General features: G+C 74.6%; 13 protein-coding genes. 8 read left to right on the plus strand and 5 right to left on the minus strand.

Annotated elements, in window-relative coordinates:
- The first annotated feature begins 91 nt into the window (after positions 1 to 91).
- From KG103_RS01635 to KG103_RS01655, 5 genes are read left to right on the plus strand one after another with little or no spacing between them, the layout of a single operon-like run.
- Entirely contained in the window at positions 92 to 718 is a 627-nt protein-coding gene (locus KG103_RS01635) for a type IV toxin-antitoxin system AbiEi family antitoxin domain-containing protein (RefSeq protein ID WP_207341779.1), read from the plus strand.
- On the plus strand, positions 715 to 1,473 hold the full coding sequence (locus KG103_RS01640; protein WP_207341780.1) for a nucleotidyl transferase AbiEii/AbiGii toxin family protein: 759 nt from the start codon (positions 715 to 717) through the stop codon (positions 1,471 to 1,473). The genes KG103_RS01635 and KG103_RS01640 overlap by 4 nt, the downstream gene beginning before the upstream one ends.
- Positions 1,474 to 1,518: 45 nt before the next feature.
- Complete coding sequence (locus KG103_RS01645) at positions 1,519 to 2,061, plus strand: GNAT family N-acetyltransferase (RefSeq protein WP_249670696.1); 543 nt, start codon at positions 1,519 to 1,521, stop codon at positions 2,059 to 2,061.
- A gap of 52 nt (positions 2,062 to 2,113) precedes the next feature.
- Complete coding sequence (locus KG103_RS01650; protein WP_207341782.1) at positions 2,114 to 2,443, plus strand: hypothetical protein; 330 nt, start codon at positions 2,114 to 2,116, stop codon at positions 2,441 to 2,443.
- Positions 2,444 to 2,500: 57 nt separating this feature from the next.
- Positions 2,501 to 3,103: a sugar O-acetyltransferase gene (locus KG103_RS01655; RefSeq protein ID WP_207341783.1), complete on the plus strand. Its 603-nt coding sequence runs from the start codon at positions 2,501 to 2,503 to the stop codon at positions 3,101 to 3,103.
- A 54-nt stretch (positions 3,104 to 3,157) separates the two neighbouring features.
- Here KG103_RS01655 and KG103_RS01660 read toward each other — a convergent pair whose 3' ends face one another.
- On the minus strand, positions 3,158 to 3,946 hold the full coding sequence (locus KG103_RS01660; protein WP_207341784.1) for a MerR family transcriptional regulator: 789 nt from the start codon (positions 3,944 to 3,946) through the stop codon (positions 3,158 to 3,160).
- A gap of 134 nt (positions 3,947 to 4,080) precedes the next feature.
- Between KG103_RS01660 and bsh the strand changes: the two genes are divergently transcribed.
- Positions 4,081 to 5,028, plus strand: coding sequence for a choloylglycine hydrolase (gene bsh, locus KG103_RS01665; RefSeq protein WP_207341785.1), 948 nt, complete (start codon positions 4,081 to 4,083; stop codon positions 5,026 to 5,028).
- A 33-nt stretch (positions 5,029 to 5,061) separates the two neighbouring features.
- On the opposite strand, the gene KG103_RS01670 is transcribed toward bsh, so the two are convergent.
- Entirely contained in the window at positions 5,062 to 6,993 is a 1,932-nt protein-coding gene (locus tag KG103_RS01670) for a heavy metal translocating P-type ATPase (RefSeq protein WP_207341786.1), read from the minus strand.
- An 87-nt stretch (positions 6,994 to 7,080) separates the two neighbouring features.
- Entirely contained in the window at positions 7,081 to 7,944 is an 864-nt protein-coding gene (locus tag KG103_RS01675) for an aldo/keto reductase (protein WP_207341787.1), read from the minus strand.
- A gap of 174 nt (positions 7,945 to 8,118) precedes the next feature.
- Between KG103_RS01675 and KG103_RS01680 the strand changes: the two genes are divergently transcribed.
- Positions 8,119 to 8,868 carry an ABC transporter ATP-binding protein gene (locus tag KG103_RS01680; protein WP_207341788.1) on the plus strand — a complete coding sequence of 250 codons (750 nt, stop codon included), beginning with the start codon at positions 8,119 to 8,121 and terminating at the stop codon, positions 8,866 to 8,868.
- A gap of 5 nt (positions 8,869 to 8,873) precedes the next feature.
- Positions 8,874 to 10,760, plus strand: coding sequence for an FtsX-like permease family protein (locus KG103_RS01685; protein WP_243656532.1), 1,887 nt, complete (start codon positions 8,874 to 8,876; stop codon positions 10,758 to 10,760).
- Positions 10,761 to 10,882: 122 nt separating this feature from the next.
- Here KG103_RS01685 and KG103_RS01690 read toward each other — a convergent pair whose 3' ends face one another.
- Positions 10,883 to 12,190: a flavin-dependent oxidoreductase gene (locus KG103_RS01690; RefSeq protein ID WP_243656516.1), complete on the minus strand. Its 1,308-nt coding sequence runs from the start codon at positions 12,188 to 12,190 to the stop codon at positions 10,883 to 10,885.
- Entirely contained in the window at positions 12,187 to 12,651 is a 465-nt protein-coding gene (locus KG103_RS01695) for a DUF3237 domain-containing protein (RefSeq protein WP_207341790.1), read from the minus strand. Before KG103_RS01695 ends, KG103_RS01690 begins: the two co-directional genes overlap by 4 nt.
- Positions 12,652 to 12,792 lie beyond the last annotated feature (141 nt).

Raw genomic sequence — 12,792 nt, forward strand, 5'->3', positions numbered from 1 at the left:
GAGCGGCAGTGCTGTCCGGCCGTGCGCTCACGGCGAGGAGAAGCCCGATTCAGTCTGCACAAGGTAACCTCCTGCGGTTACCATCTGCAGAATGAGTGGACGCGAAGAGATCGCCCGGCTCGCGGCCCGGGCACCCCTGCGCACCATCCGCGTCGCGGACCTGGCTCACGTGTACGCGCACCCCAAGAAGGAGATCCGCGAGCTCCGGCTGCGCGGCGTGCTGCACCGGCTGGCCCGGGGGATCTACTGCGCCGTGCCCCTCGACGTCGATGCGGCGACGTGGCGCCCCACCCTGGAGGCGGCGACCGCTGCGGTGGCGACTGCGCACGTCGGCGACCGGGTGCCCGTGCTGATGGGCCTCACGGCCGCCCGGGTCCACCGAGCGCTGCCGCGTGCCGTCGGTGAAGGGCACGTCGCGGTCCCGACCTACCGGCGCCCCACGGTGCTGGCGGATCGCGACGCCCGCGTGGTCTTCACCGAGCGGGACGTCTCCGCGCTGGACGCCGTCCTCGTCCCGACGGATCTGGGGCCCGCCCTCGCGACCACCCCGGAGCAGACCGTCCTCGACCTCGCGCGCACGGACCCGCGAGGTCACGACGTCGACGCCCAGGAGGCGATCGACGCCCTGTGGCCGGCGTGCGACCCCGCGCAGCTGCAGGACCTCGCGGAGCACCAGCGCATGCGGGCGACGCTCCGACGGCTCGAGGCCGGGCGATGACCGGCAGCGGGTACGCGGAGTGGGCGGCTGTGGCCGAGCGCTTCGGCGTCGCTCTCGAGCAGGTCCGACGCGACCACCTGATCTCTCATGTCCTGGGTGCCCTCGCTGCGGGAGTCCCCACCGACGACCTGGTCTTCTTCGGAGGGACAGCCCTGTCGCGCACCCACCTGGTCGACGCCCGCCTGAGCGAGGACATCGACCTGGTCGCGCTCGCGCCGCGCAGCAGGGTCGCGGAGGACATCGACAGGGCGGTGCGGCGGGGTCTCGCCCGGAGCCACGGGCGGCCCACCTGGCGACCCGCGCTCGCCTCAGCGCGTGGCGCGGAGCCTGCCCTGCTCGAGGTGGGTGACACGCTGGCCGTCCGGGTCCAGCTCCTGGCCGACGACGGGTTCCTGTGGCCGACGGAGGTGCGGCAGGTCGAGCAGCGGTACTCCGACGCGCCTCCGGCCCGCCTTCGGACCCTGACGGCAGCGGGTTTCGCGGCCGCCAAGCTCAGCGCGTGGATCGACCGTCGTGCACCTCGTGACCTGTACGACCTGTGGGCCCTTGCCCGGCGCGGGCTGGTGGACGCGGCAGCGCTGGACGTCTTCCTGGCTGCAGGACCGATGGGAAAGCCGCCGGGCGCGTGGGTCTTCGACGTGCCGGCCGACGAGGCCATGTGGCGTCGCGCGCTCGGTCACCAGACCCGGCTCGGCGTCACGGCCACCGAGGCCATCGCCGTCGTCCGCGCCGCGTGGGACACCGCCGCGCGGTGAGCCGCGCGTGCGCCCGGGGCTGGCCGGCCGCACCGACGGGCTGGCGTGTCGCACCCCCCGGACGCCACGCTGTCGGGCATGGACGTCCCCGGCCCCACCCCCCGCCTGCTGCTGCGCCCGATGACCGACGACGACCTCGACGACATGGCGGCGCTGCTCGGCGACCCCGTCGTCATGGCGCACTACCCCCGGCCGCGCACGCGCGACGAGGCGCAGGCGTGGATCGACAGGACCCGGCGCTCCTACCGCGATCACGGGTTCGGGCTGTGGGTCATGGTGGACCGGTCGACCGGGGAGTTCCTCGGCGACTGCGGGCTGACGGTGCAGCACGTCGACGGTGTCGACGAGCTGGAGGTCGGGTACCACGTGCGCCCGGACCGTCAGGGCGAGGGGCTGGCGACGGAGGCCGCGCTGGCCGCGCGTGACTTCGCCCGCGAGGTGCTGGGGGCGACCCGTCTGATCGCGATCATCGCGCCGGAGAACGTCGCGTCGCAGCGGGTGGCGTCGAAGATCGGGCTGGGCGTCGAGAAGCGCGCCCGGTACGGCGACGACCAGCGGGAGGTCCTCATCCACGCGGGGGTGCCGTGACGCAGACGGCGAGAGCCTGGTCGCCACCGCCGCCGCATGCCACCCTCGGTGGATGAGCGTGCGCGCGCGTCTGGCCGTCCCGGTCCTTCTCGTCGTCCTGATCGGCGGGTGCGCGACGTCGAGCTCGCCGGGCGCGTCCGGACTGCCGGGCCGGTCTGCGGAGGTGACGGGCACCGTCGCCGAGCAGGCCCTGACGGGCGCGTCCGACGCCTACTACGAGGGCATGCCGTTGCGGCTCGCGGAGGCCGTGGTCGTCGACGCCGACGGTGCGCCGGTGGACGCCGTCGCCGACGGCGACGAGATCGAGGTCTGGATCGGCGACTCCTGCCGGGAGTCGCTCCCCGTGCAGTGCGACATCGTTGCCGTGCAGGTCGTGGGCTGACCTGCCGCACGCGCCGTCGGCGTCGGACGCCGTGGCTCCATGTGTACGTTCGAGTGCATGGCTCACGACTACTTCGCCGGCGACCCCCGCACCAACCGCGAGCGGATGCTCGCCGGTGACCTCTACATCGCCGACGACCCGGAGAGCGAGCGCATCGCGCGCCGCGCCACCGCGCTGGTCGACGCGTACCAGCGGGCCGTCGTCGCCTCCGACGACGCCGGTGCGCGCGCGATCCTGAGCGACCTGCTCGGCTCGCTCGGCGAGGGCGCGTTCATCAAGCCGCCGCTGGCCGTCGACTACGGCGAGAACATCCACGTCGGCGCCCGGACCTTCGTCAACTCCGGGCTCACGGCCCTCGACGTCGCGACCATCACCATCGGCGAGGACTGCCAGATCGGCCCGAACGTGCAGCTGCTGACGCCCACGCACCCCGTGGACCCGCAGCCGCGCCGCGACAAGCTCGAGGCCGCGCAGCCCATCACCCTGGGCGACAACGTGTGGCTCGGCGGCGGGGTCATCGTCTGCCCCGGGGTGACGATCGGGGACAACACGGTCGTCGGCGCCGGGGCCGTCGTCGTGCGCGACCTGCCGGCGAACGTCGTGGCCGTGGGCAACCCGGCCCGCGTCGTGCGGACGATCGAGCCCGCCGACGCCTGCTGACCCCGGGCGGACGGCCGCGGCCGACTGCACGGCTCGCAGGTGACGGGCGTGCCGTCAGGGCGTGACCCGGAAGACGGGCCAGCCGATCTCCGTGCGCCATGCCGACCGCTCGGAGGTGTCGCGCGGGCCGACCAGGTACGTCTCGCGTGCCGGGCCGGCCACGGCCAGCTCGTTCGCCACGACCCACGCGCCGAGGCGGCCGTAGGTGACGTCGACGTCCTCGTGCCCACCGACGTGCGTCGTGGCCGCGAGCTCGACCGCGGGCAGGGTCGTCGCCCGCACCCGTCCGCCGCTCGCCGCGTCCTCGGTGGGCACGTACACCAGGGCGCGCCCGCGCCCGTCCTCGAACAGCGCGTTGTCGAACATGCCGCCCGGTGCGCCGGTCGGCGTGGTGACGGCGGCGTCGAGCTCGGCCCTCGCGTCGGCGTGCCACGCGAGGACGTCGTCGCGCCTCACGTGGCCCTCGACGGCGGCGACGGCCCGCTCCGGGACGGCGCGGAGCTCGGCGTCCACCGGTGCCGGCCCCGGCTCCAGCAGCCGACGCAGCGACGTGACCGCGGCACCGCTGCCGTCGACCTCGAGGCGACGCACGTGGTCGGCGACCAGGTCGGCGCGCTGGGCGGGGTCGTCGCACAGCAGGACCTGCTGCACCTCCGGCAGCGGCACGCCGAGCTCGCACAGCCGGTGCGCCAGCTGCGCGTCGGGGATCTGCTCGGGGTCGTACGACCGGTACCCCGTGGCGTCGTCGACCGCCGTGGGCTCGAGCAGGCCCGCCTCCTGGTAGCGGCGCAGCGTGCGCACGCCGAGGTGGGTCAGGCGCGAGAACTCCCTGATGGTCAGCACGCGCCCATCGTCCCCTCTCCCCGCAGGTCGGCCGACCGGGCGTCCGTCCTGTCCGGACATGCCCGTTCCTGGACGGCGGTGCATCATCGAAGGGCGGCGGGCGGCCGGCCCGCCGAAGACAGGGGGGCAACCAGATGTGCACAGGCATTCGATTCTCGGACGGTGACGGCAACCTCTACCTCGCCCGCAACCTCGACTGGACCGTCGGGTACGGGGAGCGGGTGCTCGTCACGCCCACCGGATACACGCCCAGGTCGCCGTTCGGTGCCGTGGGCAGCATCCGCCACGCGACGATCGGCATGGGCATCGTCGAGGAGGACACGCCGCTGTACTTCGACCTCGGCAACGACGCGGGCCTCGCCGTGGCGGGCCTGAACTTCCCCGGGTACGCGCAGTACGCGCCGGGGCCGGTCGACGGGAGGACCAACGTCGCCGCGTGGGAGTTCCCCCTCTGGGTGGGCTCGCAGTTCGCCTCGGTGGACGAGGTGGAGGCCGCGCTCGCGGACGTGACGATCGTCGACAAGCCCATCAACGAGAAGTTCCCGAGCTCGTTGCTGCACTGGATCATCGCCGACGCGAACCGCGCGATCGTGGTGGAGCACACGGCCACCGGCCTGCACGTCTTCGACGACGACGTGGACGTGCTGGCCAACCAGCCCGGGTTCGAGTGGCACCACGAGAACCTGCGCAACTACCTCAACACGGGCCCGGAGTTCCCCGAGGCCCTGCAGGTCGGGCGGGCCAGCCTCACGCCGTTCGGCTCGGGCTCGCACATGCGCGGGATCCCGGGCGACTACTACTCCACCTCGCGGTTCGTGCGGGCGGCGTACGTCAACGCCCACTACCCGACCAAGACCAGCGAGGAGGACAACGTCAGCCGGGCGTTCCACACCCTGCAGCAGGTCGCGATGGTCGACGGCGCCGCCGCCATGGGTGACGGGGCGTTCGAGAAGACGATCTACACCGGTCTCTTCTCGTCCCGGACGACGACGTACTACTGGAACCTGTACGACGACCCGGCGATCCAGAGCGTCGCGCTGGCCGACCTGAAGCCGGACGGCACGGAGCTGGTCTCGGCGTAGGGGGACCCGCGCGGCCCTGCGGCCGGCGCCGCGTCAGGCGCCCCGCAGGGCCGCGGTCCGCCCGTCGTCGACCGTCGCCGCGCGCTCCCGGTCGGCACGCGAGCGGGCCACGTCCTCGGTCATCCTCGCGGTCTCCACGCGCTCGGCCCGGCTCGCCCGGACCGCGAGCAGCGCCCACAGGATCGTGGTGAGGTCCACCGCCTCCTGCAGCCACGCGCCCGCGAGGGCGGGCAGGCTGCCGGTGGCCGCCACGAGCATCAGCGCCACGGACAGGCCGACGCCCATGGCGATCGACTGCCACGCGACCCGCATGGTGCGCCGGCCGATCTGCACGGCGCGCGCCGCGCGGGACAGGTCGTCGACCGTGATGACGACGTCCGCGGACTCGCTGGCGGCGCTCGCACCGCGCGCGCCCATCGCGATGCCGACGTCCGCGACGGCCAGCACGGGTGCGTCGTTCACGCCGTCGCCGACCATCATCACCGGGCGCAGGGGGGCGGACCGGACCGCGGCGACCTTGTCCTGCGGCAGCAGCTCGGCGCGCACGTCGTCGATGCCGGCCTCGGCCGCGATCCGCCGGGCGACCTGCTCGCCGTCCCCGGTCAGCATCATCGTGGTGCGGATGCCGGCGCGGTGCAGCGCGGCCATGGTCGCGGCCGTCTCGGCGCGCAGCTCGTCGGCCAGCGTGAGGCTGCCCGCGAGGCGCCCGTCGACGGCCACGTGGATGCTCGTCTCCCCGTCCGACGACGCCGGTGCGGCCCCCGACTCCTGCGCGACCCAGCCGGCCTTGCCCACGACGACCACCCGCCCGTCGACCGTCCCGCGCACACCGTGCGCGGGGACCTCGACGACGTCCTGCGCGGGCGGCAGCGTCCGGCCCGTCCCGCGGGCGCGCTCCACGACGGCCTCGGCGAGGGGATGGCTCGAGTACTGCTCCACGGCCGCGGCGAGCAGCAGCAGGTCCTGCGGCGCGAGGCCCTCGGCGTCGACGTGCGTGACGCGCGGCTGCCCGTGGGTGAGGGTCCCGGTCTTGTCGAACGCGGCGGTGCGCGCCCGGGCCAGCTGCTCCAGGGTGCCGCTGCTCTTCACGATGATCCCGGCCCGCGCGGAGCGGGACATCCCGGCCATGAACGCGACCGGGGCGGCGATGATCAGCGGGCACGGGGTGGCGACCACCAGCACCTCGGCGATCCGGACCGGGTCCCCCGAGACCAGCCACGCCGTGACGGCCACCGCGAACGCGAACAGCGTGAAGGGCACCGCCACCCGGTCCGCGAGCCGGACGAACGGCGCCCTGGAGTCCTGCGCCTCGCGGACGAGGGCGATGATCCGCTGGTACTGGGAGTCCGCCGCCGCGGCGGTGGCGCGCAGCTCGATGGCGTCGCCACCGTTGATCGCGCCGGACAGCAGGCCGTCGCCGCGCACGTGCTCGACGGGCAGCGACTCCCCGGTCAGCGACGACTCGTCGAGGATCGCGTCGTCCGACTCCAGCACGCCGTCGACGGGGACGACCTCGAAGGGACGCACGAGGACCCGGTCGCCGACCACGACGTCCCCGACCGGGACGTCGGTGGGCTCCCCGTCCGGTCCGAGCAGGTGCGCCGTGCGGGGCGCGTTCTGCAGCAGCCCGGTGAGCTCGCGCCGGGCCCGACCCGCGGCGTAGTCCTCGAGGGCCTCGCCGCCGGACAGCATGAGGCACACCACCAGGGCCGCCCAGTACTCGCCCACCGCGACCGTCGAGGCGATCGCCGTCACCGCGAGCAGGTCGACGCCGTGGTTCCCCGCCCGCAGGTCCGCCACCATCCCGCGGGCCTGCAGCAGCGCGACGCCCACGGCGTACACGGAGACGACCCACCGGGCCGTGGTGCCGTCGCCCGTCGCCTCGAGCAGCCCGCCCACGGCCGCGACCGCGACCGTCGCGAGGACGACCGGGTAGTCGAGCAGGCGGTGGACGAACGTGCCCATACCTCAGTGGTACGCCTCGCGGGGGTCGTTCCGCCACGAAGGACAGGCACGCCTGACCCGCGCGCGCGGGCCGGGCCTGCCGGTGCGTCAGGCGGCCGCGGAGAGCCGTTCGATCTCCTCGCGCGTCAGTCGCAGGTCCACCGCCAGGACGGAGTCCTGGATCGACGCGGGCCGCGACGCCCCGGGGATCGGGACGACGACGTCGGCCTGCGCGAGCTCCCACGCGAGCGCCACCTGCTGCGGGCTGACGCCGTGCGCCTGGGCGACCTGCGCGAACGGGGCGAACGTGTCGCCCAGGTCGGCGGCCTTGGCGATGCCGCCGAGCGGGCTCCACGGCAGGAACGCGATGCCGAGCTCGGCGCACAGGTCCAGCTCCGGCTGGGAGGACCGGAAGGCGGGGGAGTACTGGTTCTGCACGGACGCGAGGCGCCCGCCCAGCACCTCCCGCGCGAGCCGGATCTGCTCGGGGTTCGCGTTGGAGACGCCCGCGAGGCGGATCGTGCCGGCGTCGAGCAGCTCGGCCAGCGCGCCGACCGACTCCTCGTACGGCACGTCCGGGTCGGGGCGGTGGAACTGGTACAGGCCGATCGCCTCGACCCCGAGCCGGCGGGCCGACTCCTGCGCGGCCTGCTTCAGGTACTCGGGGCGGCCGTTCACCGTCCACGAGCCGTCGCCGGGGCGCAGGTGCCCGCCCTTGGTGGCGACGAGGACGGACGAGGCGTCGCCCGACCAGGTGCGCAGCGCCTCGGCGATGAGGTCCTCGTTGTGGCCGACCTCGTCGGCGTGCAGGTGGTACGCGTCCGCGGTGTCGATGAGCGTGACGCCCGCGTCGAGCGCGGCGTGGATGGTGGCGATCGAGCGCTCCCGGTCGGGGCGGCCCTCGATCGACATGGGCATGCCGCCGAGGCCGATGGCGCTGACCGGGACGTCGGCGATGTGTCGTGTCTGCATCCGCCCATCCCACCCCGGTGCGCCACGTCCCGCACGCCGACGCGCCACGTCCCGCACGGCGCCTCCGTCGAAGGATGGAACTCGCCCGGGGCCCTCTTCCGAGGCTCGATGGTGACCCCGCCCGGTCCCTAGGTTCGAGAGCAACACCAGGACCTCGACAACCAGGAGACCACCATGGCCACGCAGACCACGGCCGCGACGACGGGCACCGCGGTGCGCCTCGTCGACGTGCACAAGACCTACCCCGCTCGTGAGCCCGTCCACGCGCTGCGCGGAGTCTCCCTCGACCTGCCGGCCGGGTCGGTCACCGCGGTCGTCGGGCAGTCCGGTTCCGGCAAGTCCACGCTGCTGAACTGCGCCGCGGGCCTCGACACCCCCAGCCGCGGCTCGGTCGTCGTCGGCGGCCACGACCTGACGACGATGCGCCCCGACGACCTCACCCGGTTCCGCCGCGAGCACGTCGGCTTCGTCTTCCAGGCCTACAACCTCATCGGGCACCTCACGGCCCGCGAGAACGTGCGGCTGCCGCTGCTGCTCGCGGGCCGCCAGGTCGACCCGGCGTGGGAGGCGGCGCTGCTGGAGTTCCTCGGTGTGCCGGACCTCGTGGACAGGCTGCCGGGCGAGCTGTCCGGCGGGCAGGCCCAGCGGGTCGCCATCGCCCGCGCACTCATCACGCGGCCGGCGGTCGTCTTCGCCGACGAGCCGACCGGCGCGCTGGACTCCAGGACCGGGGCCGCGGTGCTCCAGGTGCTGCGGGACACGGCCGACGAGCTCGGCCAGACGGTCGTCATCGTGACGCACGACGCGGGGGTCGCCGCCTCCGCCGAGCGCGTCGTCGTCCTCGCGGACGGGCTGGTCGTCGACCGGCTCGAGCGTCCCACCGCCGAGCAGGTCACCGCCCGGCTCCTCGCGAAGGGACGGTGAGCCCGATGTGGCAGCTCGCGTCCTCGGGCGTCCGCGCCCACCGCGGTGCCTTCGCCGGCACCGCCGTCGTCCTGGCCGTCGCCGCGGCGGTGCTCGCCGTCACCGGCGTCCTGTTCGAGTCGGGCATGCGCACGCAGGGCGCGGCCGACCCGACGTCCGGCGGGCTGCTCGTCGCCCTCGCCTCGTCGTACGCCGGCACGCTGATCGTCGTCGTCGTGATGGTCGTCGCGGCCACCGTCAGCCTGGCGCTGCGCAGCCGCCGCCGGGAGTTCGCGCTCCTGCGTGCCGTCGGCGCGACGCCGGCCCAGGTGCGTCGCACCGTCACGCTCGAGGTGGGGGTCGTGTCGCTCGTCGCCGCGCCGCTCGGGGCGGTCGCGGGCCTGTTCGGCGCCCGCCTGCTGGACCCGCTGCTCGTGCGCAGCGGGATGGTCGCGCCGGACTTCGCGTCGTCGCTCTCCCCGCTGCCCGTCCTGGCCGCCGTCGCGCTCATCGTGGTCACCGCGGTGCCCGTGGGGCGGCTCGGCGCACGCGAGGCCGCCCGCACCGCACCCACCGCCGCGCTCCAGCAGAGCGCCGTCGAGGACCGGCAGGTCGGCCCCGGCCGCCGCCTGACCGCGGCGACGATGAGCGTCGTCGGCCTGGTCATGGCGTTCTCGACCCTGTGGATCCCCGGCGCCACCGGCAGCGCGATGGCCTCGCTGTCGGCGTTCCTGCTCATCGGGGCGGTCGCGCTCGCCGGTCCCGTGCTGGTCGGCTGGATCTTCGACCGGGTCGCACGCATGCACCCGGCCGGTGGTCGTCCCGCCACCATGCTCGCCGTGCGCAACGTCCGCGGCTTCTCGCGGCGCCTGACCACGGTCGTCGTGCCGCTCGCCCTGGTCGTCTCCGCCGCGACCATCCAGACGAGCGTGAACCGGGCCCTGACGACCGCGGCCGAGCAGGAGTTCGTCGCCGCGGTCAGCGCGGACCTCGTCGTCACGCCCCCGCAGGACGCGACGCAGGACCTGGTCGCGCAGGTCACGCAGGTGCCCGGGGTCGCTGCTGCCGTGCCGCTCGCGACGGTCCCGGCGCAGGTCCGGACCGACAGCGAGGGCGGCGCGCTGGCCTGGGAGGCGGCCGCGCTGCGGGTCGTCCCCGTCGGCACCACCGCGCTCGACCCGGACGTCGTGAAGGGGTCGCTCGCCGACCTCGACGCACCGGACACCGTGGCCGTCAGCAGCGACACGGCGTTCACGTCCGGTGCCGGGCTGGGGGAGACGCTCACGCTCCGCCTCGGGGGTGACGAGGTCGACGCGACCGTCGTCGCCGTGTTCTCCCGCGGCATGGGCGTCGCGGGGGTCATCACAGGGCCGGCGACGGCCGAGGCCCACGGGCTGCCGGTCATGGCCGACACCCTTCTGGTCGACCTCGCCGACGGCGCGGACGCGACCGCCACGACCGCGGCGATCACCGCCCTGGGCGCCACGGCGGCGGACCCGCAGACCCACATCACCACCGCCATGAGTGCGGCCGGCGACGAGAACGAGGTCGGGACGGCACTGCTCCTGCTGCTGCTCGTGGTCGTGGCGGTCGGGGCGGCCAGCACGCTGGCGATGACCACGGTCGCGCGGCGCGACGAGCTCGCGCTGCTGCACCGCACCGGCACCACGCGTCGCCAGCTCATGGCGATGACCACCGTCGAGGCGGCGATCACGGGCGTGACGGCCTGGGTCGTCGGGACCCTGGCGGTCGTCCCGGCGCTGATCGGGGTGAGCGCGGGCGTGCTCGACGGGCCTCCCGTGGTGGACGTGCCGGCGTACGGCGTCGTCAGCGCGGCCGTCGTGGTCTTCGCGCTGATCGCGACCGCACTGGCGGCGCGCCGCACGACGCGGGTGGCGACGGCCGTCGCGTAGGGGACGGCCCGACGCCCGCACGGGCCCTTCACCCCCGCCCCGGGGTGGAGGGCCCGTCGGCGCGTCCCGGTCGGGCTCCAGGCTCCGGACGTCCAGCCGACGGGCCAGAGCCCGGCGCGGGCTCAGACCCGCAGGCCCTCCACCCGCGCACCCGGCGCGATCGTCGGCCCGGCGGTGTTGAGCTGCTCGACCGCGAACCCCGCAGCGGCCTTGTACCCGGCCATGAACGCGGTCCGCTCGACCTCCGGGACGACGTCGTCGATGTCGTCGAAGTCCCCGCCGCAGCGCTCGTCGACGAGGTCCAGCAGCCCGAACGGCCCGGCGCCCCGGTTGCGCAGCACCAGCCGGGAGACCGGTCCGCACAGCTGCGCGTCGAAGGCGGCGAGCGCGGCCGGGGTGACGCCGTGCCGCAGCATCGCGGCCCCCAGGTGGCGGGCGTCCATGATCGCCTGGCTCGCCCCGTTGGACCCCGTCGGGTACATGGCGTGCGCGGCGTCCCCGACCAGCAGCACCGGGCCGTCCTGCCAGGTCGGCACGGGGTCGCGGTCGATCATGGGGTTCTCGTAGACCACCTCGGCGCGCGCCAGCAGGTCGGGCACGTCGAGCCAGTCGTACGTCCAGCCGTCGAAGTGGTGCGCGAGCTCCTGGACGTCGACCTGCCGGAACCAGCCGCTGCGCTGCCAGGCGGTGTCGTCCACCCGCAGCTCGGCGATCCAGTTGACGGTGGCCAGGCCGGTGACGGGGTCGGCGGGGGAGATCGGGTAGACGACGACGCGGTGCCGGGCCGAGCCCAGGCCCACGAACGACGAGCCCGTGCGCACGGGCACCGCCTGCGTGGTGCCGCGCCACATCATGGTCCCGCCCCAGTGGATCGGCGGCTGATCGGGGTGCATCTGCGCACGGACGGCCGAGTGGATGCCGTCGGCGCCGATCAGCACGGACCCGTGCTCGTGCCAGACCGTGCCGTCGGGGTGCTGCCCCGTCGCCGTGACGGTCCCGTCGGTGTGCGTCTCGTAGCCGGTCACGCGGTGGCCCAGCCGGATCGCGTCCGCACCGGCCCGCTCGCGCAGCACCTGCGCGAGCAGCAGCTGCAGCCGCCCGCGGTGCAGCGCGTACTGCGGCCAGCGGTACCCCGCGTCCAGACCGCGGGGCTCGCTGTAGATGTCATGGCCGTTGCGCCCGACCAGCGCCCACTCGCGCGCGGGGACGCCGATCGTGTCCAGCAGGTCGGGGCCGATGCCGAGGTCGCCGAGCTCGCGCACGGCGTTGGGCTGCAGGTTGATGCCCACGCCGAGGGGCGCGAGCTCGCGCGCGCCCTCCAGCACCGTGAACGGCACACCGACCTGGTGCAGCGTGAGGGCGACGGCCAGGCCGCCGATCCCGCCGCCGGCGACCAGCACACGCGGCTGCGCCATGTCCGGCCCGCTCATCCGACGCTGTACAGGTCGATCTGCACGGCGTCCGCGTCGCGTGCGCCGGTGCCTACGAACACCATCCGGTTGAGCCACCGGTAGTCCGGGTGGCCGCTCTCCAGGCGGGCCGTCGAGCGCATGGAGTACGACTCCGGCGGCGTCGGGGCGCCGGACGCGAGCCGCCGCATCACCTCGGGCGGGCCGTGGCGGTAGCCGGTGTTGACGATCTCGACGATCGCCCCGTCGGGCGTCTCGAAGGCGTACCGCGCGTGCAGCTCGGCCACGCCGTCGTGGGTCACGGACTGCCAGTCGGCGCCGAGGTCGAGGATCGTGCCGCTGACCCTGCCGGTGACCCGGCCGCCGATGATCGGGATGATGCGCCGCTCGGCGAACCGGCCGAGACCGACGTCGATGACCGGTGCGAGCTCGACCTGGAGGGTGCAGAAGTGCTCCAGGGTCGGTGGCCGCAGTGCCAGCACGGGTGCCTCCTCGTCGTCGAGCGGTCGGCGCACCCTACCGACGCCGCGGGGCTCCGTCCCGGGGCGTCTCACTCACCGTCGGTGCGGCGCGCACCCCTTCCGTGTGACGTGGATCACCCCTATCGTTGGCATACCAACGAC

Source organism: Cellulomonas wangleii (genome assembly GCF_018388445.1).
GTDB classification, from domain to species: Bacteria; Actinomycetota; Actinomycetes; order Actinomycetales; family Cellulomonadaceae; genus Cellulomonas; species Cellulomonas wangleii.

Coding starts and splice junctions, on each gene's coding strand:
- KG103_RS01635 (WP_207341779.1), top strand. CDS start 92: ATGAGTGGACGCGAAGAGATCGCCCGGCTCGCGGCCCGGGCACCCCTG.
- KG103_RS01640 (WP_207341780.1), top strand. CDS start 715: ATGACCGGCAGCGGGTACGCGGAGTGGGCGGCTGTGGCCGAGCGCTTC.
- KG103_RS01650 (WP_207341782.1), top strand. CDS start 2,114: ATGAGCGTGCGCGCGCGTCTGGCCGTCCCGGTCCTTCTCGTCGTCCTG.
- KG103_RS01655 (WP_207341783.1), top strand. CDS start 2,501: ATGGCTCACGACTACTTCGCCGGCGACCCCCGCACCAACCGCGAGCGG.
- bsh (WP_207341785.1), top strand. CDS start 4,081: ATGTGCACAGGCATTCGATTCTCGGACGGTGACGGCAACCTCTACCTC.
- KG103_RS01670 (WP_207341786.1), bottom strand. CDS start 6,993: ATGGGCACGTTCGTCCACCGCCTGCTCGACTACCCGGTCGTCCTCGCG.
- KG103_RS01675 (WP_207341787.1), bottom strand. CDS start 7,944: ATGCAGACACGACACATCGCCGACGTCCCGGTCAGCGCCATCGGCCTC.
- KG103_RS01680 (WP_207341788.1), top strand. CDS start 8,119: ATGGCCACGCAGACCACGGCCGCGACGACGGGCACCGCGGTGCGCCTC.
- KG103_RS01685 (WP_243656532.1), top strand. CDS start 8,874: ATGTGGCAGCTCGCGTCCTCGGGCGTCCGCGCCCACCGCGGTGCCTTC.
- KG103_RS01690 (WP_243656516.1), bottom strand. CDS start 12,190: ATGAGCGGGCCGGACATGGCGCAGCCGCGTGTGCTGGTCGCCGGCGGC.